The organism is Paracoccus sp. S1E-3 (assembly GCF_013868135.1).
In the GTDB taxonomy this organism is placed as follows: domain Bacteria; phylum Pseudomonadota; class Alphaproteobacteria; order Rhodobacterales; family Rhodobacteraceae; genus Paracoccus.
This window is the reverse complement of sequence record NZ_JACEMU010000016.1, coordinates 243,913-268,421: the sequence shown is the minus strand read 5'-3', so window position 1 is coordinate 268,421 and position 24,509 is coordinate 243,913. Positions and strand designations below refer to the sequence as shown.

Here is a 24,509-nt window from a genome sequence, read left to right as displayed (position 1 = left end):
CGAAGTAAACGCCCGTTTTCGCGCCGCGCCATCTGGGCGTAACCTGTAGGAGTGAGGGCAGATGACAAAGGAGCCGACCATGTTCGACCTGCCCGATGACGCGATCCTCTATGACGCGCTGACCGCGCGCGACCCGGCTTTTGAAGGCCGCGCCTATGTGGGCGTGACCTCGACCGGGATTTTCTGCCGCCTGACCTGCCCGGCGCGCAAGCCGCGCCCGGAAAACTGCCGCTGGTTCGCCCGGCCGGAAGATGCGCAGGCCGCAGGCTTTCGCCCCTGCAAGCGCTGCCATCCGGTGGGGGCCACCGCGGAAGGCGATGCCGCCGTCACCGCCCTGCGCGCCGCGATCGAGGCCGATCCCGGTCGCCGCTGGACCGAGAGCGATGTTGCGGAGATGGGCTTTGATCCCTCCACCATCCGTCGCGCGTTCCGCCGCCATTTCGGCGTGACCTTTCTGCAGATGGCGCGTGAGATACGCCTTCGCGAAGGCGCGCGCCGGGTGGCCACCGGCGATGCGGTGATCGAGGCACAGCTGGATGCCGGCTTCGATTCGGCCAGCGGTTTCCGTCAGGCCTTCGCCAAGCTGTTCGGTCATCCGCCGGCGGCGATGCGCGGCGCCGATGGGCTGGTCGCCGATTGGATCGACACGCCGCTGGGTGGCATGATCGCGGTGGCCGACGAATCAGCGCTGCACCTGCTGGAATTCACCGACCGAAAGGCGCTGAAGCCGCAACTGGCGCGGGTCTCGAAGGATGCCGGCGGCAAGGTCGGACTTGGCCGGTCGGCGGTGACGCGCGCCACTGCCGATCAGCTGGGCGCCTATTTCGCGGGCGAGCGGGCACGATTCGATCTGCCGCTGGCCCCGCATGGCACGCCCTTCCAGCGCCGCGTCTGGGATGCGCTGTGCCAGATCCCGGCGGGTCGCACCCGCAGCTATGCGCAGGTGGCAGACGCCATCGGTCAGCCCACCGCCACCCGTGCCGTTGCGCGCGCCAATGCCACCAACGGAATCGCCATCGTGATTCCCTGCCACCGGGTGATCGGGGCGGACGGAACGCTGACCGGCTATGCCGGCGGCCTGTGGCGCAAGGAAAAGCTGATCGCGGTCGAACGCCAATATGCAGGTGCAGCATGAGCTTTGCGTCGCTTCATCAGCCCGGCAACCCGCTGGTCCTGTTCAATATATGGGATGCAGGTTCAGCCCGCGCTGTGGCCGGCGCGGGGGCGGCGGCGCTGGCGACGGGCAGCGCCTCGGTTGCCGGAGCGCTGGGATATGAGGATGGACAGACGCTGCCCTTCGATCTGCTGCTGACGGTGGTGGCGCGGATTCGCGCGGTCTCCGATCTGCCGCTGAGCGTCGATTTCGAAGCAGGCTATGCCGACACCCCGGCGGACATGGCGGAAAACGCCGCCGGGTTGGCCGATCTGGGCGTGGTCGGGATCAATCTCGAAGACGGTCTGCCACCCGCAGGCGGCATTCGGGCCGCCCCCGAACAGGCTGGGCTGATCGCCGCGATTCGCGCGCGGACGGACTTGTTCATCAATGCCCGGACCGATCTTTTCCTGCAGAATCCAGCCGGAACGCATTCGGAACTGATCGAGGAAGCCCTTGAGCGGGCAAGCACTTATGCCGAGGCGGGGGCGGATGGTTTCTTCGTGCCGGGGCTGGTCGATCCCGACCTGATCGCGGCGGTCTGCCGGCGGTCGCCCTTGCCGGTGAACATCATGAAATCGCCCGCGGCGCCCTCGATCGGGCATCTTGCCCGGCTGGGCGTGGCGCGCGTCAGCTTTGGCCCCTTCCCATGGCGCGAGGCGATGGATGGGCTTGGCCGCGCATTTCGCGACCACATATCGCGTTCCGGCCCAACAGGGGTTGACGTTCCCCGCGCGGGCCGGTAATTACCCGCGAACCGAATTTCCGGGCGCTGACACCGACAGGTGCTGCGGCGCCCTTTCACATTGGGACCTCGCCGTCCCGCGAACGTAAAACGAGGATAAGACCATGTCGCGCGTCTGCGAACTGACCGGCAAGGGCCCGATGAGCGGGAACAACGTCAGCCATGCCAACAACAAAACCCGTCGCCGCTTCCTGCCGAACCTGAACGATGTCACGCTGACCTCGGAAAAGACCGGCCGCGCCTATTCGCTGCGCATCTCGGCGGCCGCCCTGCGCTCGGTCGATCACCGTGGCGGTCTGGACGCCTTTCTGGCCAAAGCCAAGGATGCGGAACTGTCGGCCCGCGCGCTGAAGATCAAGAAAGAGATCGCCGGCGCCGGTGATTCGGCCGCCAACCTGGCCTGATCCTTCGCGACCTGAATGCTGATCGCCCTGCCGGCATCCCCGGCGGGGCGATTTCGTTTGCGATCACGGGACCGTCATCGGGCGCGCTGCGCGATCATGTCGCTTTCGCGGCGCGCCCGCCCGCGCTAGACATCACCGCATGAGCGCCGGTTTCCGCCTGTTCCTGATCCTCATCCTGGCTCTGACCTCGCAGGGCCTCGCCTCGGCGCGCGGTCAGCCCCGTGCGGTATCCGAACTGGTGATCTGTGCCGGCGCGGCTGTCATCACGCTGCGCGTCGACGAAGACGGAAAACCGGTCAAGCGCAGCGATTTCTGTCCCGACATGGCCCCGCAATTGCTGGCGGCGGTGGGGATGGACGCGCCCCAACCCCCGGCGCGCGTGTGGGCCGCGTGGAGCGTCCCGGTCGCGCCGGTGATCGGGGGGGCGGGGCGCGATGCGCCATCGTCCCAGGCCCGCGATCCGCCGTCGGCTTTCGGCTGAGCTATCCCTTTTCCAACCCTTCCGACCATTCAGGACAGACAGATGAAAATCACCCTTCTCGCGGCGCTGACCGCCATCATCCTTCCCGCCGCCACTTTCGCGCAGGACGCCGCCATCACCGTCGCCGACGGCTATGCCCGCAGCGCCAACCCGAAATCCGGCGCCGCCTTCATGACGCTTCGCAACTCCGGCGCCGCAGACTGCACGCTGACCGCCGTGACCACCGAAGCCGCGGAGATGGCCGAGTTGCACACCACCAAAGACATGGGCGACGGCGTGATGAAGATGAGCAAGATCGAGGGCGGCATTGCTGTCCCCGCCGGCGCCGAACAGAAGCTGGAGCGCGGCGGCGACCATGTGATGCTGATGGGCCTGACGGCGCCGCTGGAAAACGGTCAGGACCTCGCGCTGACGCTGGATTTCGGCGATTGCGGCACCGTCGCGGCGGTGGTGCCGGTCGATAATGACCGCAAACCCGAGGATGCCGCGCCGATGTCACACGGCGAGCATACCATGCCCGCGCCCGCAACGAACTGAGCGCACCGGGTCCGGTGGAAAGGGGCCGCGCGGCCTCTTTCCCGCCGGCGGGGCGCCACGCATTTGTGACCGCAGGTTGCCGCGACGCGCGAACCGCGCCGGCCTGCGGGCGTTAACAACGAAATGGATGCGCCATGACCTATGCAGAATTTTCGCTGATCCGCTTCGGCACCGGCCTCTCTCCGCGCCACGCGGGCGTTGGGGATGCCGATCTGCTGATGCAGGGGCTGCGCGAGGATGCGATGGTGGCGCGCTATCCGGCGCTGTCGACGCCCGAGGCCAGCCGGCTGGCCTATGATTTCGCCATGGCCGGGCGTGCCGCGCAGCAGAAGGGCGATGACAGCCCGGAATATATCCGCACCAAGGCGGCGCTGGATGCCGGCGCCGAAGCGGCCGTGCGGGCGCGGCTGGCGCGGGCGCTGGATGACGAGACAGGATTTGCCGACCGGCTGGCGCTGTTCTGGGCCAGCCATTTCACCACCCGCGCCGACTCGGCCAATCTGCGGGTGCTGCAGGCCGCCTTCCACGAAGACGTCCTGCGCGCCCATCAGCGCGGCCGCTTTTCCGAACTGCTGCGCGCGGCCACGCTGCACCCGGCGATGCTGCTCTATCTCGACCAAAGTTCGTCGGTCGGGCCGCGGTCGCCGATGGCGATCAACCAGCGCAAGAAGCGCCGGCTGGGCCTGAACGAGAACCATGCCCGCGAACTGCTGGAACTGCACAGCATGGGCGTGGGCGCCGATTACAGCCAGACCGATGTGCGCCAACTGGCGCGACTGATGACGGGGCTTTCCGTCAACGAGAAGCGGGAATTCGTCTTTGAACTGCGCCGGGTCGAACCGGGGGCGGAAACGGTCCTCGGCACTCGCTATGGTGGTGGCCGTCCGGCAAAGCTGTCCGAGATCGAGGAATTTCTGAACGATCTGGCAGTGCGGCCGGACACGGCCTCTTTCATCTGCACCAAGCTGGCGCGGCATTTCTGCGCCGACGATCCGCCGGCGGGGCTGGTGGCCGACATGCAGGCCCGCTTTCAGCAGACCGACGGCGATCTGATGGCGGTCTATGACGTGCTGGTGCGCCACCCCGAAGCCCGTGACAGTTTCGGCCAGAAGGTCCGCCAGCCTCAGGATCTGGTGGTGGCCGGTCTGCGGGCCCTGGGCGTGGACGGCGCGCAGGTGATGGGCTGGACCACGCCCCAGTTGCACCAGCATTACGTCCAGCCGATGAAGCGGATGGGCCAGAACATCAATGGCGCCTCGCAGCCCGAAGGCTGGCCCGAACCGGCCGCCGCGTGGCTCAGCCCGCAGCTGCTGGCGGCGCGGATCTATTGGGCGATGGTGCAGCCGAAGAAGCTGATGACCCGGCTGCCCGATCCGCGCAGCTTTGCCGCGACCGCTTTGGGGCCCGAGATGGCGCCCGAGGTCGCAACCCTGGTCGCACGGGCCGAATCACAGGCGGACGGGGTCGGGCTGGTGCTCGCCTCGCCGCAGTTCAACCGGAGGTAAACGATGCAGCTCGATCGCCGCCAGTTCCTGAATATCGCCCTCGGCGCGGCCTGTTCGGCTGCGGCCCTGCCAGCCATCACCCCGATGAGCTTCGCCTCGGCCCCCGGCGACCGCCGATTGGTGACGATCGTGCTGCGCGGCGCTATGGACGGGCTGGACGTGGTGCAGCCCTACGGGGATCCGCTGCTGCGCAAGCTGCGCCCGACGCTCTCATCGGGGCCGGAGGCGGGGGCGCTGGATCTGGACGGTTTCTATGCACTGCATCCGGCGCTGGCGCCGCTGATGCCGATGTGGCAGGCGGGCGAACTGGGCTTCGCACAGGCCGTCTCGACCCCCTATCGCGACAAGCGCAGCCATTTCGACGGCCAGGACATCCTCGAAGCCGGGGTGGGCGCCGATCCGAAGGCCGCGCATCCTGCCGGGGGCTGGCTGAACCGGCTGCTGCCGCTGATTCCGGGCGCCGTGTTCGAGACCGCCTTTGCTGTCGGCACCGATGAGCTGGCGATCCTGCAGGGTGAAAACCCCTTTGCAAGCTGGGCGCCCGAGGCACGCTTCTCGTTGTCGTCGCAGGCACAGATCCTGCTGCGCGCGCTTTATGAAGGCGATGCCCCCTTCCACAATGCCGCCGAGGCCGCGATCACCATCAGCGCCGAGGCGGAGGCCGCGGGCGCTGATCCGGTCATGGCGGACGGCAAGAAACCTGGCCCGGTCGAGGCGCTGGCGAGCTTTGCCGCCGCGCGGCTGAACGGGGCGACCCGGATTGCCGCCTTTTCGCTGACCGGCTGGGATACCCATCGCGGGCAGGTCCGCGCGCTCGCGCGGCCGCTGGATGATCTGGTAATGGCGCTGAAGGTGCTGAAGCGGGATCTGGGCGCGAATTGGGAAAATACCGTGGTGCTGGCGATGACCGAATTCGGCCGCACCGCGCGTGAGAACGGCACCGGGGGCACCGATCACGGCACCGGCGGCTTGATGGTGATGGCGGGCGGCGCTGTGCGTGGCGGCCGGATTTACGGCGATTGGCCCGGTCTGGCCGAGGAGAGCCTCTATGCCGGGCGCGACCTGATGCCGCTGATGGATGTGCGCAGCTATGCCGGCGCGGCCATCGCGGGCCAGTTCGGCGTGCCCGCCCGCGCGCTGGAGGAGGTGATTTTCCCCGGCCTCCGCATCGACAAGATGCCGGGGATCCTGCTGTAATCAGGCCAGATCGCGGCGCAGCCGTTCGACGATGCGGCCCGCCGCCTTGCCATCGCCATAGGGCGAGCCGATCCGCGCCATGGCGGCATAGGCATCGGCATCGGTCAGCAGCTCGTCGGCGGCGGCGACGATCTGCTCGGTCCGGGTGCCGACCAGACGGGTGGCACCGGCATCGACCGCCTCGGGGCGCTCGGTGGTTTCGCGCAGCACCAGCACCGGCTTGCCGAGGGCGGGGGCTTCCTCCTGAACACCGCCCGAATCCGACAGGATCAGCGTGGCGCGGTTCATGGCGGCGACGAAGGCGGTATATTCCAGCGGATCGCACAGGGTCACGCGGTCGCGGGTGCCGAAGCGGTCCTGAATGACCTGACGCACATTCGGATTGTGATGGACCGGCAGCAGCAACTGGGTGTCGGGGTGCCGTTCCAGCACCTGCTCCAGCCCGTCGATGATGCGGCGCAGCGGCTCGCCGAAGTTTTCACGCCGGTGAAGCGTGGCCAGCAGCAGGCGGCGGTCGGCGGGCAGGTCGATCCCCAGCTCGGGCTGCTGGGCCGAGACGTGGTGCAGCGCGTCGATCACCGTGTTGCCGGTGACGATGATGCTGTCCTCGGCATAGTTCTCGGCCCGCAGCTTGTCGGCGGCGAATTCGGTCGGCGCGAAATGCCAGCGCGTCAGTTGCGAGGTGACGACGCGGTTCATTTCCTCGGGGAAGGGATTGCGGATATTTCCGGTGCGCAGCCCCGCCTCGATATGGCCGACGGGAATGTCCATGTAGAAGGCCGCCAGCGCCGAGGCCAGCACGCTGGTGGTGTCGCCCTGCACCAGCAGCGCATCGGCCTTCAGGCCGCCGAGCGCGTCTTCCAGCCTCAGCAGCAGCCGACCGGTCAGGCCGGTCAGCGTCTGGTTCGGGTGCATGATGTCCAGATCGATATCGGGGGTGATCCCGAAGACCTGCAGCACCTGATCCAGCATCTGGCGGTGCTGGGCGGTCGCCAGCACGACGCATTCCATGTCGGGCGCCTCCTGAATGGCGCGGATCACCGGCGCCATCTTGATCGCCTCGGGGCGGGTGCCGACAACGCAGACGATTTTCCTGGTCATGCCGGGGCACCCCTTTCGATCAGCCAGTTGCCATAGTCATACAGCTCCAGATCCTGCGCATTGGCGGCCAGCAGCCGCTGGCGTTCGGCCGGAGACAGCGTTTTCAGCAGATCCTCGACGCGATCGGCGACCGGGCGGTCGATGTCCTGCGTGGTGTTGTGCCGGGTCTGCTGGGGGATCTTCAGTTCCAGCCCGAAGCGCGGCGCGATCTCGGCGAAGCGGCGGATATCGGCCTCGAAATGCTCGGTCCGGCCCAGCATTTCGACATTGGCGAGGTTCCGCCGCGCGGTGGACAGGTCATAGATCATCATCTGCGGCGCGCGCTTCATCGCCGGGGTGCGGCCATACACGCCGCCCAGATGCCGGGATTGACCGTTCGAGATCTGCGGCAATTCCTGTGGGATCTCGAAACATTTGGCGATCCAGCCGGCGAAGTCGTGCTGCTGCGCCAGCGCCGAGGTGGTGGTGCCGTCATCGGCCTGCCGCTTGAAGCGATAGATCGAGCCGATGCGCAGGATCGGATGGCGCAGGAACAGCGCCGCAATCACCCGGTAATCGACGGCGGTTGGCTGTGGCATCAGCGTCTGATGCGAGGAGAACGCCACCGCCTGTGTCCGCCGCCGGATGATTCGGTCGACCTGATCCTGATCGATGGTGAAGAACGGGTAGGGGCCGTCGAAACGCTCGTGCAGCGCGCCGAAGCTCTCGTCCAGCACCCGCTCGAACGACGTGCCGGAGTTCTTGTAGATGTGATAATGCAGAATGACAGTTTTCATGGCTTGTCCGGCAAGGTGGAATCCGGGCGGCTGTCGCGATAGCGATGCGGCACCCAGGGACCCCAGCGGTCTTCATAGGTCGCCTTGTTCTTCTCGAACAGTGCCTGTTTTTCGGCCGAGGGGATGGCGTTGAACGTGGCCGAAAGGTGGTGGTGCACGAAAGCGTCCTCGGCCAGGGCGATGTCCATTCCCGCCTCGCGGAACATGGCGCAATGGTCGTCATCCTCGAACATGCCGCGGCCATAGACGGTGGGCAGATGCCCGATCCGGTCCATGTCGGCCTTGCGGAACATGGCACAGAAATAGGCATTGACCGGAATCGGCGTCCAGATCCCGCGATAGCCGGTGACCAGATCGCGGGCGATGCTCTCCATCCCGGCCATATCGGCGTAATGGACCTCGATCCGGGCCTCGTTGCCGATATTGTTGGTCATCGGGCCTATGATACCGATTTCGGGGTTCAGCTGCAGGTGACGAACCATCGCCGACAGGGCCCCCGGCGGCACATAGGTGTCGTTGTTCAGCAACAGCAGATATTCGCCGCGCGCCGCCTCGATGCCGACATTGTTGCCCTTCGCGAAGCCCAGGTTCTCGCCGTTCTCGATCAGGCGGATGCGGCGGTCGCCTTCCGCGACCTCGCGCAGCTTTTCCAGTTCCTCGACCGGCGAGCCGTTGTCGACGACAAGCACCTCCAGCGCCGGATAGACCTCGCCCCGGCCCAACAGCGAATGCAGGCAGGCCAGCGTCAGATCGGCCGAGCCGTAAGCCAGCACCACCACCGACAGCAGCGGCGCGCTTTCCATTTCCGCCAGCATGTCGGCGGCGCGATAGGACCACGCATTTTCCAGCGCATAGGCACGCAGCGCCGCCCCGACCATCGGATCGGCCGACTTGGCGGCGGCATCGCGGATGCCCTGGGCGAAGCCGGCCGGGTCATTTGCGGTGGTCACCAGATCGCCCGCGCGCGCCAGTTCCGGCAGCGCGGTCGAGACGGTGGGCTTCTTCACGGCGGAGTATTCGTAGAATTTCACCGGGTCGCAGGCCTGGATGATCGGCACCAGCTGGAAGGGAATGATCAGCACATCCATCGCCTTCAGGAAGGCGGGCACATCCGCATAGAGGATTTCGCCATGCATGGTGACATTGGGCAGCTTGTTCAGCCGGGCGGGATGTTCGGCCGTCACGGCCCCGCACAGATGGATATCGAAATCCGGGTTCTGCCGGGCCACCTCCTCCAGCAGGTCGGTGTCGAACCACTCGGCGATGGCGCCGACATAGCCCACGCGGATCGCGCCGTCCCGCAGCTTGCCGGCGAGGAAATCAGGGATGCGGTCGGCCTCCTCGTCGCGGACGAAATGGCTGACATCGGTGCCGTTGCGGACCAGCCGGACCGGGCGCTTGGGCGCGTATTTGTCATGCAGATATTGCGAGGACACGATCATGTGGTCGGCTTTCGCGATCATGTCCTCCTCGGCATCGAGGATCGCCTGTTCGGTGTTCGAGAAGCCGGCGATCTCGTCCATGCAGTCGAAGGTCAGCTGAAATTGCGGCGCCAGATGGCGGGCGAAATTCCACCAATAGGGATGCTCGATCACCACATGGGCGCGCGGGGTGACGCCGATCCGGTCGGCGAAATTGTAGAAATGATCGACCCAGGCGCGCTGGCTGGCGACCGGCACGTCGCCCGAATAGGGTTTGACGAAGCCCATCCCGCGCTGCGACAGACGCAGCACGTAGACATTCGGTGCCACCTCGCGGGCCTCAGCCGGGCCGTCGCTGGTCTCCATCTCGATGAAGAAGACACGGTGGCCGGCACGGGCCATTTCGCTGGCCAGGTGCTGCGGGCGCTGGGTGCGGAAGTCCCAGTTGATGATCGACAGCACGAAGATGTCGGGCTTGGCCGGGTCGGCGGGGGCCACATCGTCGAAGGCATGCATTTCGCCATGCTGCGGCACACGAGGCGCATAGGCCAGATAGGTCGGCACGTTGCCCGGATGGGGGACGGCGCGCTTCAGCCAGTCGAAGGCCGACTGCGACAGCACCCCGCGCAGCAGATCGCCGCCCATGCGATGGACGCGGCGATAGAGGGGTTTCAGAATGGTCATGCGTTCGAGTTCCAGAAGCTGCGTCAAGTGGCCGATCTGCGCGGTCTGCTCTCGCTTCGCCTCGTCCAGATGCATGCGCGAGGTTTCGAGATCGGCTTCGGTCTGTGCCAGTTGGATATCGATCCGGCTGTTTTCGACAATTGCCGCGTCGCGCTGGCTTTCGGCCTGCTCCGCCCGCTGCTGAACCTCTGCCAGAGCGGCATGCGCCTGCTGGACCTGCTTGCCAAGGGTATCGGCAATCTCATTCCGCTGGGCTTCGGTCGCGGCGATGCGCTGTTGCAGAATCGCGGCCATGGTCTCGCGTTCCTGCCGCATGTCGTCCATCTGTCCGGTCAGTTGCGTATGTATTTCGTCGCGCTGCCGTTCGGTCGCTGAAATCTGGCTTTCCAGCGCGGCGACGATGGTACTGCGTTCCTGTTCGATCGCGGCGACTTGTTCCTGCAGTTGCCTGCCATCATCGGCAAAACGCGCCGCATCGTTCCTGAAACGCTCCAAACGGTCGTTCAGCTCGTTGATAATGTCCACTTGCTCCACGATCCGCTCGCCTGCGGCGGCCTCGACCTCGCGCGCGGCCTCGGACACGATGTCGAAACGGGCGCGGAAGGGCGCGATTTCGGCATCGTCCGGCATCGAGCCTTCGCGGGCATGGCGCGCCAGCACCGTGAACAGGTCGCCGGCCAGCAGGTCGATCTCGGCGGTGGGGGCAGCGCGCTGCTGGCCGCCATGCACGGCGTCGCGTTGAAATCGAGCGGTGACGTCCTCGACCGCGCCAGAGGGGACGGGCACATCGGTGATTTGTGCGATCCGTTCCAACGTGCTGTCGATATCGTCGATCCAGTCGGGAAACAGCACCAGCCCGCGCGGCAGTCCTTCGCTGCCCTCCAGCGCGGCCAGCGTATAGGCCATCCAGCTGAGATAGGCCATGTCGGTGCCCATGGCGTCACGCCGCGAGAGCGAGGTCGCGATTTCGCCCGGATGCCGCAGTGCGATCAGCGCGCTGAGCTGGCCGCGCTCTTCGAGGAAGGGGCGCCAGGCGGGCATCAGCAGGCTTATCCGCGGGTCCTTGATGACGACGCGGGGGGCGTCGCCGAAGCTGTCCGCCAGCGCAGCCGCCATCGCCTCGGGATCGGCATTGACGGTGATGGGGGCGATCCGGCCCCACCAACCACCGCGCCGGCGCATCAGGTCGTCGTTCAGCTGGACCACCGCCTGCGGTTCGAAATGGCCCTTGGGGTTGTCGGATGACGGTCCGCTGCGGTCAGCGGGCAGGGTAAAGCCCAGCACCTCGATGCAATCCGTCAGGAACGAGGTGCCGCTGCGGTGCATGCCCAAGACGGTCAGAATCTTTTGGCGCGCTGTCATCATGTCTCTCTGGCGGTGTCGGGGAGGGGAGGGACTTCCGCCGCGACCAACGGCGCGCCAGGGCCGTCGCAGGACGCACGGCAGGGCCGGACGGAAAACCTCGATACTGCCCCGAAACCCATGCGGGGGAATTCGTTAAAGATCGTTTCTTGCCGCCGGATCGCAGATTTCCACCGCGAAGTCCAGCCCGCGCGACGCCCCAGCGCGCTGCGAAAGGGCGGAAAGGCGCCCGGTTCACGGTGAATTTGCCGGCCAGCGGATGGCAGCCTCTCGACCTTCGGGACGCGAGGGACTAAGTTCCGGCAACTTTATCCGATCCGCGCCGCGCCCGTTTGCCGGCCGACCAAGAGGAACAGATGCGCCCGACACCCGATCGCAATAGGGCCGTCCCGCCACCGGGGCTGCGCGGCATTGGCGCGCCGGCCGATGGATCGGTCCCCGCATCCTTGCCGCGCGGCGACCAAGGCCGGGGAAAGGCAAGGGGACAGGTGCGCTGATGGACGGCTCCACCCCCGAATTGCGACCGGTGCAGGCGTCGGTCAGTGGCCGGATGTTGCCGCGCATGTCGACGCTGCGCACCATCGCGGCGCTGTCGATGCGCGAACTGACGACCTCGAACGGCGACACGGCGGGCGGCTATCTGTGGTCGGTCATCTCGCCGGTGGTGGGGATCATCGGCCTGGCGATGATCTTCTCGGCTGGTTTCCGGGTGCCCCCCTTGGGCGACAACTTCGCCATTTTCTACGCCACCGGGATGCTGCCTTTCTTCATGTTCCGCAGCGTCTGCGCGCGGGTGGAGTTCGCCATCCAGTCCTCGCGCAACCTGCTGAACTTTCCGCGGGTGACGCTGTTCGACGTGCTGATGTCGAAATTCATCATGGCGGTGCTGACCCAGGCGGTCGTATCGGTGCTGGTCTTCGGCTTCATCCTGTATTTCTACGACACCGACACCACTTTCCGCGTCGCCGAGATCCTCAAATCCTTCGCCACCGCAGCCGTGCTGGGCTTCGGCATCGGGCTGATGAACTGCGCGGTGAAGACCAAGTTTCCGCTTTGGGACATGGTCTGGAACTTCGTCTCGCGCCCGCTGGTGATCATTTCGGGCATCATCATCCTGGTCGAGACCCTGCCGCGCCCTTACAGCGAATGGCTGCTGTGGAACCCGCTGGTGCATATTACCGGCCGCGTCCGCGAGGCCTTCTATGTCGACTATGTCGGCAGCTATGCCGATCTGCGCTATCCGCTGGAAATCGCGCTGGTGACCACCTTCATCGGCCTGGCCGGGATCCGCCTGTTCAGCCGGGAGTTGCTGGACAAATGAACGTGGCCACCCCGATGCCGGAGACGCCGCAATACGACATCCGCGATGTCGGCCTGGCGCGCCTGCGCAAGCGTCATTACGTGCTGATCGGCGCTTTCGTGGTCATGGTGATCATACCGACGCTGATGGCAGCCTTTCTATCGTGGAATTTCGCCGGCTCGCTGCGCAAGGTGACGGCCTCGGTGACGGTGCAGGAACATTCGCTGGGCTCGTTCGGGGATGGCGAATCCGCCTCGTCGAAGCTGCAGACCGCCTTCAAGGGCTCGGGCGGCGAGGAAACCGCCATCGTCCGCCAACTCGTCCTCAGCGAGGATTTCTACCGGACCATCCGCGATCAGATCGACCTGTCGCGGATCTGGCCCGAGGATCGGCTGGTGCCCTATCTGCCGACGCATTACGACCCCAATGCCTCGTCCGAAGTGGGACATGACTTCTGGCGCAACATGGTCGCGGTTCACCTGGGATCGCGCGACCAGATCATCCGCGTATCGGTCACCGCCTTCGATCAGCAATCCGCCGAGGAGGTGCTGCGCGCCATCCGCGTCGAGGCCGAGCGGCGGCTGAACCTGGCGCGGACCGCCACCCTGCGGGCCGCCATCACCGAGGCCGAGCGCCGGGTGGAGGAACTGCGCGTCAAAAGCGACGAGGACCGCAAGCGGCTGACCGAATTCCGGCTGCAGAACCGCACCGTGGATCCGGTCATGCTGCTGGGTCTCGATACCGAGTTCAAGACCTTCCTGCGCTCGATGCAGGCCAGCGAGGAAATTCGTCTGGCCGAGATCGAGGGGGCGGTTGCCAGCGAACAGGAACTGACCCGCGCCGCGGCCGACCGGCTGGCGGCGATCAGGGCGTTTCTGAATGACCCCACCCGCCGGCAGGGCAAGTTGGCGACCCGCGACGAGATCACCGATCTGATCGCCACCTACCAGCCCCTGCTGACCGAGGCCGAATTGTCGGGCCTGTCGCTGCGCATGGCCGAACTGTCGATCCTGCGTTACAATCAGGAACTGGAATCGACCAAGGTTTTCCTGTCCAGCGTGACCGGCGGGTCGATGGCCTCGATCGAGCTGTTTCCCCAGTTCTGGCCGACGCTGCTGATTGTGGCGATGGGCAGCCTCGTGCTGTGGATCATCCTGCTGCTGACTTTCTATGGAATCCGCGACCGCAAATGATCGTTCTCGAAAATGTCAGCAAGATCTTCTATTCGCGCCACGTCAGGAACGTGGTGTTTCAGGACCTGAACGCGGTCTTTCCCAGCCGCACGTCGGTGGCACTTCTGGGACGGAACGGAGCCGGCAAATCGACGCTGCTTCAGGTCATCTCGGGCGCGCTGATCCCCAATTCGGGGCGGGTGCTCAGCGATGGCAACATCTCGTTCCCAATCGGTCTGGCCAACTCGATGCACCCGCATATGAGCGGGGCGCAGAACACCAAGTTCATTGCCCGCATCTACGGCGCCGATACCGATGCGCTGAAAAACTTCGTTGAGGATTTCGCCGAACTGGGCGAAAAATTCTACCTTCCGGTGAGGACCTATTCTTCGGGGATGCGGGCGCGTCTGCTGTTCGGCATCAACATGGGGCTGAAATTCGACACCTATCTGGTGGATGAGGTCTCGGCCGTGGGCGATGCCAGCTTCCGCGAGAAAAGCGAATACGTCTTCAAGGAACGGATGCGGGAATCGGGGGCGATCTTCATCAGCCATTCGATGCCGCTGCTGCGCCGGATGTGCACGGCGGGCGCGGTGCTGGAACGTGGCCGGATCGCCTATTACGAGGATCTGGACGAGGCGATCCGCGTCCACCACGCCAACGTTCACGCCGCAGATAACGACGACGACTGAAGGCGAGCGAAGGGAAGGCACCATCCGCCGGGCCGGCCCGCGCCATCCCCGAAAGGACCGCGCGGGCGCAGGACCGCCACTAGCGGCGGTCGCGCATGCTGTAATAGCACAGCAACAGAATGGACCAGCCCAGCAGCAGCACGCCGAAGATCTTGAACAGCAGGATCGGGCGGTCCGGCAGCAGCGAGGATTCCGCCAGCCGTGGCGCGATATGCGCGGCCAGATAGCGCGACTGACGCTGACCCTCGGCAAGCGCCGCCTCGTAAGAGGCCTGGGCCGCGCGATAGGTCGTTTCGGCGAACTCCATGTCGGTGGCCAGTTCCTCGTATTCGGCCACCAGCTGGGCATAGCTTTCGCCGTTCGGCCCCACGTCGGCGACGCCGAACTTGGCGCGCTCCGCCTCGATCTGGGCGTAGATGGCATCCACCTTGCGCTGACCCTGCAGCACGCGGGTGTCGTTGGGCCGGGCGGTTTCGCGCAGCGTATCCTGCGCCACCATCGCCTCGACCAGCTGCGATTGCAGCTTGGTCATGACCTCCATCTGGCCTTCCAGATCGGCGGCCGGATCGACGATCTGGGTGCGCATGCGGAAGGCGGTCAGCGACTGGCGGGTTTCGGTCAGGCGGTCCTGCGCCTTTTCCAGCTCGCCGCGCGAAAAGCGGGTGGCGTCGTCGCGGGCGATGTCGGACAGCCGGTTGATGGTCCGGCTGCTTTCCGTGAACGCTGCCTCGGCGATTTCCATGGCGTCTTCGGGGGTGAAGGCCAGCACTTCCAGGGTAATCAGCTTGCTGGCCGAATCGTAATGGACCTTGACCTGCTTGCGCCAGTAATCGGTCAGGTCCTCCAGCGTGCCCGAAGGGTCGTAGCCGAAGACCGGGTCGACATCGTGCACGGCCGAGAAGCGCTTGCGCAGATCCAGTTCGGAATCGATCGTCGCCACGATGTCCTGGCTGCGCAGGAAGTCATACAGAATATCGGGATCCGAAGCCGAAGTGCTGCCGGTCAGCTGGGTCAAGCCGCCCAGAATGTCGAGCGTCGGATCGGCTTCCTCCTTGCGGACCGAGAAGGCCACGGTCGAGACATACTGATCCTGCGCCCGCGCCCACAGATACCAGGCCCAGACCAGCGTGGGCAGGATCACCATCACCAGCAGCGAGCCGAGGATCAGCGTCCGCGTCATCTGCTCGCCCCGCGGGCGCTTCAGGCGCTTGACCCGGCCGGCCGGGGCCGCGCGATGGGGAGTCGTCAGTTGAATTTCGGCCATGCTGCCTTCCTGTCCATCAGTCCCGGCTTGCGGGTCTGGGGCCGATATATACGCACGAGCACGGCAACGCCAGCACACAGCCCGCCAAAGCCCGGCCCGTCCAGTCACGAAAGCCGGCGCGACGGCGTGGCCCCGGGCAAGTGGCGCGGCGAGGGAAATGACACGCACGGATCGCCGCATTGGTGACCCTCGGACGGTCCTGGCGGCCACAATGCCGGATTTCCCACGCCGATGACGCGGGATTGAGTTGAAATCGGCCCGATCGAACATATAGGGAGGGGGGTAACACGCAGACACAGGATGATCTTGTCATGAACCGTCGTCAGATGATCGGGCTGGCCCTGCCGCTGATCGCCGCGCCTTCGCTGGTGCTGGCGCAGGCCACCCCCGCCGCCGCCGCCACCGATCCCTATCAGCCGACCGAGGTGCCGATCCGCGAAGGGTTCGAGGTCGGCTCCATCGTGGTCCTGTCGGACAAGTTCTTCCTTTACCACGTCATCGCGCCGGGCCGGGCGGTCCGCTACGGCGTCGCGGTGGGCAAGGATGAGCTGGTCTGGAAGGGCAAGGCCCGCATCGGCCGCAAGGTCGAATGGCCCAGCTGGCGCCCGACCGAGGCGATGATCAAGCGCAAGCCCGAACAATACGGCAAATGGAAGGACGGCATGCCCGGCGGCCCGACCAACCCGCTGGGCGCGCGCGCGCTGTATCTCTATGACGCCAATGGCAATGACACCGCCATCCGCATCCACGGCACCACGGAACCGGGTTCCATCGGCCGCGCGGTCTCGAACGGCTGCATCCGCATGCGCAACGAGGCGGTGATGGCGCTGTTCGAACAGGTGCCGATCGGCACGCCGGTCTACGTCTACTGATCGCCCGGATGGGCTTTCCCCAGACCTATCGGCTCGATGCGGTGCGAATCGCCTCGGGCCGTTTCGATGATGTCATCGACGTGCGCTCGCCCTCGGAATTCGCCGAGGATCACCTGCCGGGCGCGATCAACCTGCCGGTGCTGGACGACGATCAGCGCGCCCAGATCGGCACCATCTACAAGCAGGTCTCGCCTTTCGATGCGCGCAAGCTGGGTGCGGCGCTGGTGGCGGCGAATGCGGCGCGTCATATCTCGGGGCCGCTGGCGGACCGGGACGGCAGCTGGCGCCCGCTGGTCTATTGCTGGCGTGGCGGTCAGCGTTCCGGCGCATTGGCGACGATTCTGGCGCAGGTCGGCTGGCGGGTGGCGCGGGTCGAAGGCGGCTATAAAAGCTGGCGTGCGCAGGTCGTTCGCCGGGTGCAGGACCTCGGCTTTCCCGCGCCGGTCATCGTTCTGGACGGCAATACCGGCAGCGCCAAGACCGCGATCCTGTCGCGGCTGGCGGCGCGCGGGCATCAGGTCGTCGATCTGGAAGGGCTGGCCAATCATCGCGGCAGCCTGTTCGGCCACCGTGGCGCGCAACCCGGCCAGAAACTGTTCGAGGGGCGGCTGGCCGCCGCGCTGGAGGGGCTGGACCCCGACCGCCCGGTGCTGGTCGAGGCTGAAAGCTCGCGCATCGGGGATGTGATTCTGCCCAAAGCGGTGTGGCAGGCAGTTGCCAATGCACCCCGGCTGGCGCTGCAGGTGCCGGTGGGCGCAAGGGCCGCCTTCAGCGCCCGCGACTATGGCGATGTGGCCGCCGATCCCGGCCGGGTGCAGGACATCATCCGGCGGCTGTCGTCGCTGCATCCTGCCGCCCGGATTGAGGAGTGGCTGCGGCTGGCCGATGCCGGTGCCTGGCGCGACCTGGCCGAGGGGTTGATGCGCGATCACTATGATCCGCGCTATGCCAAGCATCGGGCGCGTTATGCCGAACGCGAACGCGCCACGGTGGCGCTGGCGGATCTGCGCGATCTGGATGCCGCCACTGTGCAGGTCGAGGCCGCCCTGCAGGATTTCCGGCGGGCCTAGTTGCCCAGCATGATCCCCAGCAGCACCGCCATCAGCCCCAGCACCGAGGCCGCGAGCGCCGCCATATTGACCGCCACCACACGCTGCATGCGGGCGCGGAAGGCGTCCTCGTCCAAGCCCTGCCTGCGGGCGCGCCAGACGGCCCAGATGCACCACAGGATGCCCGTCAGCCCGGCCAGCGTCAGTGCGGCCCCGGCCCAGATCACGATGTCGAAAACGCTCATGCAGCCCCCTTGTTGGGTGGGGCTTAGCCGTCATTGCAGAAGCCGGCAAGACGGCCTATGAGTTTCGCCCTGACCAACGGGGAACATCATGCAGGACGATCACGCCTATAACGTCGCCGCCGATGAACTGCGCCAGTTCATCGAACAATACGAGCAGATGGAAGCGGAAAAGAAGGACGTGACCGAGCGTCAGAAGGAAATCATGGCCGAGGCAAAGGCGCGCGGCTATGACACCAAGGTGATGAAGAAGGTCATCGCCCTGCGCAAGCGCGACCGCGACGACATCGCCGAGGAAGAAGCGATCCTTGACATGTACAAGGCCGCGCTCGGCATGGTCTGAGGGCGGGAACGGCCGGTTCCGACCGCCGCCGATCCCCGCGCCGGGATGGCGGCGCGGCTGGCCGATCAGCTCGTCCGGCAGTCAACGATGCGCCGCGCATATGTCGGCAGATCGCCGACCGCAGCAGCGCCGCCGCCCCTGCAGCATCACACCGGGTCGACGGGTTCCGGTTCGGGGGCGTCCGCGATGGCCCGCGAGGCCCTGTTCGTCTGAAAACGCCTTGCAATCCCCGGCGCTTGCCGAACGGCCTTGGTTAGCATCGCGCTCGCCATCGGCATAACCGGCCACGCGCGGGTGGGAGGGTCCCGCTTCAGGCCGAGATGAATTCAACCCCGGAGATTGCCGCCAGTTCCGCAAGATCATCCGCATAGATCTCGGACAGTTCGTCGATCAGATCCTGGGTCCAGCCGGGCAGGGGCACTTCGCTTTCCATCGCCGCCGTCGCGCCGCCCGCAGCAAGCGCCTGCTCGACCAGATTGCGCCGCCCGCGAATGGTCAGATCGGGCGTGGCATCCATATTGGCCCGCAGATCACGCAGGGTTTCGGGGGGCAGCAGGTCGGCCAGGATCGCGTCCTCGCCGATCAGCGGCACTTCGGGGCCGACACCGGCCAGGCGGCGCAGCACCTCGGGCCAGGTGAAGGGCAGGTCTTCCTGCGCCCAGATGACGAATTCGCGGTCGGGCACTGCCTCCAGCATGGCGCGGACGGCGGGCGCCCAGCGAAGCTGCCGCGGATCGGCGCCGTTCATCGTGCCGGGGTAATCGCCCTTGTTGCGTGCCACCAACTGGAAGATCTGGGTGGCGGGATGAACGACGCCCAGGTGGAATTCGACCACGCTGTCGGGGAACAGGTTTGACAGGCCACGCAGGCGGCGGGGCGAATACGGATACAGCCTTTTCCGGGATATGGCCCGCCGCGGCGTGCCGAGAAACATGCTCTGGCTCAGCACCAGACGCTTCGCATCCTCGTTGTCGACCAGCATGTCCAGCAGGACTTCCTGCATTTCCGGCGGCGCCTCACCCCCGTTCAACGAGTTCATGGCCTCGCCGAACAGACCGAGATAGCGGTTCGGGGCGGGGACCTCGGTGCCGTGTCGCACCAGTTCCGCGCGATTGCGGAGCAAGGTTCGGATAAGCTTGGCCTGATCGCTTCCATGGGCGCCGACGTGGTAGACGATCTGCATAAGGCTTCCGCTTCAGTGAACTCGATCCGCAGGTTAGCGTTGCTTTACGGTCAGGAAAACCGGATTCACGTCAGGATTGCGGCGCGGGACCGCAGGATGTCTTGCGCGAAGATCGCCCAGGCGCTATCGGAACAGTCGAAAGCGCCGGTTTAGCTCAGCGGTAGAGCAGCGGTTTTGTAAACCGAAGGTCGGGGGTTCAATCCCCTCAACCGGCACCATCCACCCTCGATCAGTTCTGCCAGACCTCGATTTCCGGCAGGTCGGTCAGAGACAGCCCCAGCGCCTGCATCGCCGCCAGCGACAACTGGCTGCCCGCGCCGCCGCCCGAAAGCGGCTGCAGATCGACATTGGCGGATTTGCCATTGCCGGGGTTGACGACGCGGCCCTTGGCCGGCGCCTTGACCAGCGGGGTCTTGACCCAGAAGCCGCCCTCGGTCGCGTCGCCCAGCGATGCCACCGTGCGGCCCAGCTTGCCGCCGCCCGAGGCAGGTGCCGCGGCCGCAGCCTTTTCCGCCGGCGTGGTGGTGTCGAGCGCGGCAACGGCCTGCCCCGCACCCTGCATGACCGATTTCGCGGCCGTGCTGGCGGCGGCCGGCGGCGGGGCCTGCGGGCGCGGGGCCACAGCCTGACGGTCCGTATTGCAGGCGGAAAGGACAACGGTGCACAGGCACAGTGCCACCAGGGCGGTCGTTCGGGTCATGCGGCCTCCTTCATGTTGGGCGAAAGCTAGCGGGCGCGATGCAACGGCGCAATGGCGCGGCTTGCGGGACGGCGGCCTTCGGCCTATCTGAAGATTATGGAACAGGCCCCGCTGATCGACCCCTTTGCCCGCCCGATCACCTATCTGCGGGTGTCGGTCACTGATCGCTGCGATTTCCGCTGCACCTATTGCATGGCCGAGCATATGCAGTTCCTGCCCAAGCGCGATCTGCTGACGCTGGAGGAACTGGACCGCCTGTGTTCCAGCTTTGTCGGTCTTGGCGTGCGCAAGCTGCGTATCACCGGCGGCGAGCCGCTGGTCCGGCGTGACATCATGTCCTTCTTCCGCAACGTCTCGCGGCATCTGGGCGCGGGACTGGACGAACTGACGCTGACCACCAATGGCAGCCAGTTGGGCCGTTTCGCCTCGGAACTCACCGATATCGGGGTGCGCCGGGTCAATGTCTCGCTGGATACGCTCGACCCGCAGAAATTCGCCGCCATCACCCGCTGGGGCAGGCTGGATCAGGTGCTGGCGGGCATCAGGGCTGCGAAAGCGGCCGGGCTGCGGGTCAAGATCAATGCGGTCGCGCTGAAGGGCTTCAACGAGGATGAGCTTTTCCCGTTGCTCGACTGGTGCGCGGGCGAGGGCCATGACCTGACCTTCATCGAGGTGATGCCGATGGGCGATATGGGCGAGGAGGCGCGGCTGGACCAGTACTGGCCGCTGTCGAACCTGCGCGCCCGCCTTTCCGAGCGGCTGACGCTGATCGATCTGGCCGAGCGCACCGGCGGCCCGGCCCGCTATGTCCGCATTGGCGAGACCGGCCAGAAGGTCGGCTTCATCACGCCGCTCACCCATAATTTCTGCGAAAGCTGCAACCGCGTCCGCGTTACCTGCACGGGCGAGCTGTATATGTGCCTGGGTCAGGAAGACCGCGCCGATCTGCGCGCGCCGCTGCGGGCCTCAGAAGACGATGCCCCGCTGCAGGCGGCGATCCGCGCCGCCATAGCGCGCAAGCCGAAGGGGCATGATTTCGATTATTCCCGTCAGCACGTGACCGGCCAGGTCAGCCGCCACATGAGCCATACCGGCGGCTAAGCGCGCCCTGTGCCGGGGACTTCGGACCCCCGAGGTATTCGGGCGCGCAAGATAGAAGAACCTGCTGTCTGTCTTCGCTTCGGACATGCCTAGGGGTTGCCTGCGGGCATCACCGAATGAAGCCCGCTCGCACCCCAGAGAGCAAGCCTACCTGAACCGCCTCAGGCGGCGGGCATCCGGGCTTCGACCATGCCGGCCAGCCAACTGGCGCCGAAGGGGATGGCCTCGTCGGTGAAGGTATATTGGGGGTGGTGCAGGCCGGCGGTATCGCCATTTCCGATGAACATATAGGCGCCGGGCCGGGCGTTCAGCATGAAGCTGAAATCCTCGCCGCCCATCAGCGGCGCCACGTCGGTGTCGACATCGGCCGAGATGCTGCGGGCGACCTCGATCGCGTGGCGGGTGGGGGCGGGATGATTGACGGTCACCGGATAGCCGTAGTGATAATCCAGTTCGGCCTTGGCGCCGAAAGCTGCGGCGGTGTTTTCGGCGATGCGGCGCATGGCCTGAACCTGCAGCTCGCGCACATCGGGGTCGAGGCTGCGCGCGGTGCCGCTGATCTTCACCACCTGCGGGATGACGTTATGGGCGGTCGAATCCGTCTCGACCACGCAGCAGGAGACGACGCCGTTCTTCAGCGGATCGACATTGCGCGACACCACCGATTGCATCGCCACCACGATCTGCGCGGCGACCAGCAGGGTGTCGACGGCGTTATTGGGCATGGCCGCATGGCCGCCCTTGCCGGTCACGGTGATCTCGAACTCGTCGGCGGCGGCCATGATGCCGCCTTCGCGGATGGCGAAATGGCCGACCGGAATGCCGGGCATATTGTGCAGCCCGTAGAATTCCTGGATGTTCCAGCGTTCGGCCAGACCGTCCCCGATCATCGCCTGCGCGCCCGCGCCGCCTTCTTCGGCGGGCTGGAAGATCACGATGGCAGTGCCGTCGAAATTGCGGGTCTCGGCCAGATACTGCGCCGCGCCCAGCAGCATCGAGGTATGGCCGTCATGGCCGCAGGCATGCATCCGCCCCGGAGCCGTGGAGGCATAGTCCAGCCCGGTCGCCTCGATGATCGGCAGGGCGTCCATATCGGCGCGCAGGCCGATGACGCGCCCGCTGCTGTCGGTCCGGCCGCGGATCACGCCCACCACGCCGGTCTGGCCGATGCCTTCGACCACCTCGTCGACGCCGAAGCTGCGCAGCAGCTCGGACACCCGGCCGGCGGTACGGTGGACATCGTATTGCAGTTCGGGATGGGCGTGGAAATCGTGGCGCCAGGCAATGATGTCGGGCAGCAGCTCGGCGAAGCGGTTCTTGACGGGCATGATCGTCTCCTTCCCCGGCAAACTGGCGCGCGGAAGGCGGCGGCGCAACCGGGAAGATGCGCCGCTGCGGGGAAAACCTATTCCACCGTCACCGACTTCGCCAGATTGCGCGGCTGGTCCACATCGGTGCCTTTGGCGACGGCCGTGTAATAGGCCAGATACTGCATCGGCACCGCATAGGTGATCGGCTGGAAGATGCCGCCGCCGGCGGGCATGGTCAGCGCCGCGCGGATGCCGTCACCGCCTTCGGTGATGCCGTCCGCGTCCGAGACCAGCAGCACCTGACCGTGGCGGGCCATCACCTCCTGCATGTTGGAGATGGTCTTTTCGAACAGCGCATCGCGCGGGGCAACCACCACCACCGGCATGTTCTGGTCGATCAGCGCGATCGGCCCGTGCTTCAGCTCGCCCGAGGCATAACCCTCGGCGTGGATGTAGCTGAGCTCCTTCAGCTTCAGCGCGCCTTCCAGCGCCACCGGATAAAGCGCGCCGCGACCCAGGAACAGAACGTCGCTGCTTTCCGACAGCCAGCCCGCCAGCTTCTCGCATTCCTCGGCGATGTTCAGCGTCTGATTGACCAGTGCCGGGATGCCGCGCAGGTCGTCCAGATGGGCGGCGAGTTCGGCGTCCGACAGCACGCCGCGATCATGTCCGGCCTTCAGCGCCAGCACCGCCAGCACGGCCAGCTGGCAGGTGAAGGCCTTCGAGGACGCCACGCAGACCTCGACCCCGGCCAGCGTCGGCAGGGCGACATCGGTGTCACGCGCGATGGCCGAGGTGCCCACGTTCACCACGCCCACGGTCTTGGCGACCTTGTCGCGGGCATAATGCAGCGCCGCCAGCGTATCGGCGGTTTCGCCCGACTGGCTGATGAACAGGGCCCAGCTTTTATCCGACAGCGGCGGCTCGCGATAGCGGAACTCGGACGCCACATCCAGGTCGCAGGGCAGCCGGGCCAGTTTTTCAAACCAGTATTTCGCCACATAACCGGCCAGATAGGCGGTGCCGCAGCCGACCAGCGTCAGCCGGTCGACATCGCGGAAATCCATGCCTTCGGGCAGGACGATCCGGCCGTCCTTGATGTAGTGGTTCAGCACATCGCCCAGAACGGCGGGCTGCTGGGCGATTTCCTTGGCCATGAAGTGGCGGTAGCCGCCCTTGTCGATGGCGGTGGCGCCGACGTCGATCTGGGCGATCTCGCGATTGGCGGGGCGGCCCTCGGCGTCGAAGATCTGCGCGCCCTCGCGGGTCAGGATGACGTGATCGCCGTCTTCCAGATAAGTGATGCGGTCGGTGAAGGGGGCAAGCGCGATGGCGTCCGATCCGACGAACATCTCGCCCTCGCCATGGCCCACGGCCAGTGGGCTGCCCTTGCGGGCGGCAATCATCAGATCCTCCTCGCCGTCGAAGATGAAGGCGAGCGCGAAGGCGCCGTGCAGGCGGGTCAGCGTGGCGCGGGCGGCTTCCACCGGGGTCATGCCATCGGCCAGATGCTTGGCGGTCAGCATGGCGACGGTTTCGGTATCGGTTTCCGATTCCGGGGCCAGACCGGCGGCCAGCAGCTCCTCGCGCAACTCGCGGAAGTTTTCGATGATGCCGTTATGGACGACCGCGACCGGTCCGCGCTTGTGGGGATGGGCATTGCCTTCGGTGGCCGCGCCATGGGTGGCCCAGCGGGTGTGGCCGATGCCAGCGCGCCCGGCCAGCGGTTCGCCCACCAGCCGGTCCGACAGATTGATCAGCTTGCCCACCGCGCGGCGCCGGTCCAGCGTGCCGCTTGCGTCGATGGTGGCCACACCGGCGCTGTCATAACCGCGATATTCCAGCCGCTTCAGGGCCTCGACCAGCTGAGGCGCGACCTGATGATTCCCGAGGATGCCGATAATGCCGCACATCT

23 protein-coding genes and 1 tRNA gene are annotated in these 24,509 nt (G+C 66.2%); 15 read left to right on the top strand and 9 right to left on the bottom strand.

Features of this window, described 5'->3' with window-relative positions:
- The first annotated feature begins 61 nt into the window (after positions 1–61).
- From H1S04_RS15815 to H1S04_RS15785, 7 genes are all read left to right on the top strand, one after another.
- The gene (locus H1S04_RS15815) at positions 62–1,135 is read left to right on the top strand and encodes a bifunctional transcriptional activator/DNA repair enzyme AdaA (RefSeq protein ID WP_255435652.1); all 1,074 of its coding nucleotides are present in this window, start codon (positions 62–64) and stop codon (positions 1,133–1,135) included.
- Positions 1,132–1,899, top strand: a complete 768-nt coding sequence (locus tag H1S04_RS15810) for an isocitrate lyase/phosphoenolpyruvate mutase family protein (protein WP_181746479.1) — start codon at positions 1,132–1,134, stop codon at positions 1,897–1,899. Before H1S04_RS15815 ends, H1S04_RS15810 begins: the two co-directional genes overlap by 4 nt.
- A 103-nt stretch (positions 1,900–2,002) precedes the next feature.
- Positions 2,003–2,302, top strand: a complete 300-nt coding sequence (gene rpmB, locus H1S04_RS15805; protein ID WP_166328926.1) for a 50S ribosomal protein L28 — start codon at positions 2,003–2,005, stop codon at positions 2,300–2,302.
- A gap of 139 nt (positions 2,303–2,441) precedes the next feature.
- Entirely contained in the window at positions 2,442–2,783 is a 342-nt protein-coding gene (locus H1S04_RS15800) for a hypothetical protein (protein ID WP_181746478.1), read from the top strand.
- Positions 2,784–2,825: 42 nt separating this feature from the next.
- The gene (locus H1S04_RS15795; RefSeq protein ID WP_181746477.1) at positions 2,826–3,320 is read left to right on the top strand and encodes a copper chaperone PCu(A)C; all 495 of its coding nucleotides are present in this window, start codon (positions 2,826–2,828) and stop codon (positions 3,318–3,320) included.
- Between the two features lie 134 nt (positions 3,321–3,454).
- A complete protein-coding gene (locus tag H1S04_RS15790) occupies positions 3,455–4,825 on the top strand; it encodes a DUF1800 family protein (RefSeq protein WP_181746476.1) in 1,371 nt (456 codons plus the stop codon).
- Positions 4,826–4,828: 3 nt separating this feature from the next.
- Positions 4,829–6,022 carry a DUF1501 domain-containing protein gene (locus H1S04_RS15785; protein ID WP_181746475.1) on the top strand — a complete coding sequence of 398 codons (1,194 nt, stop codon included), beginning with the start codon at positions 4,829–4,831 and terminating at the stop codon, positions 6,020–6,022.
- Here H1S04_RS15785 and wecB read toward each other — a convergent pair whose 3' ends face one another.
- Genes wecB through H1S04_RS15770 form a run of 3 tightly spaced genes read right to left on the bottom strand, consistent with a single transcriptional unit; the run spans position 6,023 to position 11,366 of the window.
- Positions 6,023–7,123: a non-hydrolyzing UDP-N-acetylglucosamine 2-epimerase gene (gene wecB, locus H1S04_RS15780; RefSeq protein ID WP_181746474.1), complete on the bottom strand. Its 1,101-nt coding sequence runs from the start codon at positions 7,121–7,123 to the stop codon at positions 6,023–6,025.
- Positions 7,120–7,899: a sulfotransferase family 2 domain-containing protein gene (locus H1S04_RS15775; protein ID WP_181746473.1), complete on the bottom strand. Its 780-nt coding sequence runs from the start codon at positions 7,897–7,899 to the stop codon at positions 7,120–7,122. Before H1S04_RS15775 ends, wecB begins: the two co-directional genes overlap by 4 nt.
- The gene (locus H1S04_RS15770; protein ID WP_181746472.1) at positions 7,896–11,366 is read right to left on the bottom strand and encodes a glycosyltransferase; all 3,471 of its coding nucleotides are present in this window, start codon (positions 11,364–11,366) and stop codon (positions 7,896–7,898) included. The genes H1S04_RS15775 and H1S04_RS15770 overlap by 4 nt, the downstream gene beginning before the upstream one ends.
- 496 nt (positions 11,367–11,862) lie before the next feature.
- Here H1S04_RS15770 and H1S04_RS15765 point away from each other — a divergent pair, with 496 nt between their 5' ends.
- Genes H1S04_RS15765 through H1S04_RS15755 form a run of 3 tightly spaced genes read left to right on the top strand, consistent with a single transcriptional unit; the run spans position 11,863 to position 14,530 of the window.
- Positions 11,863–12,687 (top strand): ABC transporter permease, encoded by an 825-nt coding sequence (locus H1S04_RS15765; RefSeq protein WP_181746471.1) that lies wholly within the window; start codon positions 11,863–11,865, stop codon positions 12,685–12,687.
- On the top strand, positions 12,684–13,859 hold the full coding sequence (locus tag H1S04_RS15760; RefSeq protein ID WP_181746470.1) for a hypothetical protein: 1,176 nt from the start codon (positions 12,684–12,686) through the stop codon (positions 13,857–13,859). The genes H1S04_RS15765 and H1S04_RS15760 overlap by 4 nt, the downstream gene beginning before the upstream one ends.
- Positions 13,856–14,530 carry an ABC transporter ATP-binding protein gene (locus H1S04_RS15755; RefSeq protein ID WP_181746469.1) on the top strand — a complete coding sequence of 225 codons (675 nt, stop codon included), beginning with the start codon at positions 13,856–13,858 and terminating at the stop codon, positions 14,528–14,530. The genes H1S04_RS15760 and H1S04_RS15755 overlap by 4 nt, the downstream gene beginning before the upstream one ends.
- Positions 14,531–14,609: 79 nt before the next feature.
- Here H1S04_RS15755 and H1S04_RS15750 read toward each other — a convergent pair whose 3' ends face one another.
- A complete protein-coding gene (locus H1S04_RS15750; protein ID WP_181746468.1) occupies positions 14,610–15,794 on the bottom strand; it encodes a capsule biosynthesis protein in 1,185 nt (394 codons plus the stop codon).
- 311 nt (positions 15,795–16,105) lie between these two features.
- On the opposite strand from H1S04_RS15750, the gene H1S04_RS15745 reads away from it, so the two are divergent.
- On the top strand, positions 16,106–16,666 hold the full coding sequence (locus tag H1S04_RS15745) for a L,D-transpeptidase (RefSeq protein ID WP_181746467.1): 561 nt from the start codon (positions 16,106–16,108) through the stop codon (positions 16,664–16,666).
- 8 nt (positions 16,667–16,674) lie between these two features.
- Positions 16,675–17,736: a tRNA 2-selenouridine(34) synthase MnmH gene (mnmH, locus tag H1S04_RS15740; RefSeq protein WP_181746466.1), complete on the top strand. Its 1,062-nt coding sequence runs from the start codon at positions 16,675–16,677 to the stop codon at positions 17,734–17,736.
- Here the strand turns inward: mnmH and H1S04_RS15735 are convergent.
- Complete coding sequence (locus tag H1S04_RS15735) at positions 17,733–17,960, bottom strand: hypothetical protein (RefSeq protein WP_181746465.1); 228 nt, start codon at positions 17,958–17,960, stop codon at positions 17,733–17,735. The genes mnmH and H1S04_RS15735 overlap by 4 nt on opposite strands.
- Positions 17,961–18,048: 88 nt before the next feature.
- Here H1S04_RS15735 and H1S04_RS15730 point away from each other — a divergent pair, with 88 nt between their 5' ends.
- Positions 18,049–18,300, top strand: coding sequence for a DUF2312 domain-containing protein (locus H1S04_RS15730; RefSeq protein WP_181746464.1), 252 nt, complete (start codon positions 18,049–18,051; stop codon positions 18,298–18,300).
- Between the two features lie 310 nt (positions 18,301–18,610).
- Here the strand turns inward: H1S04_RS15730 and H1S04_RS15725 are convergent, their stop codons facing one another.
- Entirely contained in the window at positions 18,611–19,483 is an 873-nt protein-coding gene (locus H1S04_RS15725; protein ID WP_181746463.1) for a hypothetical protein, read from the bottom strand.
- A 143-nt stretch (positions 19,484–19,626) separates the two neighbouring features.
- On the opposite strand from H1S04_RS15725, the gene H1S04_RS15720 reads away from it, so the two are divergent.
- Positions 19,627–19,701 (top strand) — tRNA-Thr (locus H1S04_RS15720).
- A gap of 11 nt (positions 19,702–19,712) precedes the next feature.
- On the opposite strand, the gene H1S04_RS15715 is transcribed toward H1S04_RS15720, so the two are convergent.
- Positions 19,713–20,183 carry a hypothetical protein gene (locus H1S04_RS15715; RefSeq protein ID WP_255435650.1) on the bottom strand — a complete coding sequence of 157 codons (471 nt, stop codon included), beginning with the start codon at positions 20,181–20,183 and terminating at the stop codon, positions 19,713–19,715.
- A gap of 96 nt (positions 20,184–20,279) precedes the next feature.
- On the opposite strand from H1S04_RS15715, the gene moaA reads away from it, so the two are divergent.
- Positions 20,280–21,284, top strand: a complete 1,005-nt coding sequence (gene moaA, locus H1S04_RS15710) for a GTP 3',8-cyclase MoaA (RefSeq protein WP_181746462.1) — start codon at positions 20,280–20,282, stop codon at positions 21,282–21,284.
- Positions 21,285–21,445: 161 nt separating this feature from the next.
- Here moaA and H1S04_RS15705 read toward each other — a convergent pair whose 3' ends face one another.
- Positions 21,446–22,612 carry a M20 aminoacylase family protein gene (locus tag H1S04_RS15705; protein WP_181746461.1) on the bottom strand — a complete coding sequence of 389 codons (1,167 nt, stop codon included), beginning with the start codon at positions 22,610–22,612 and terminating at the stop codon, positions 21,446–21,448.
- A gap of 77 nt (positions 22,613–22,689) precedes the next feature.
- A complete protein-coding gene (glmS, locus tag H1S04_RS15700; protein ID WP_181746460.1) occupies positions 22,690–24,507 on the bottom strand; it encodes a glutamine--fructose-6-phosphate transaminase (isomerizing) in 1,818 nt (605 codons plus the stop codon).
- Between the last annotated feature and the right edge of the window lie 2 nt (positions 24,508–24,509).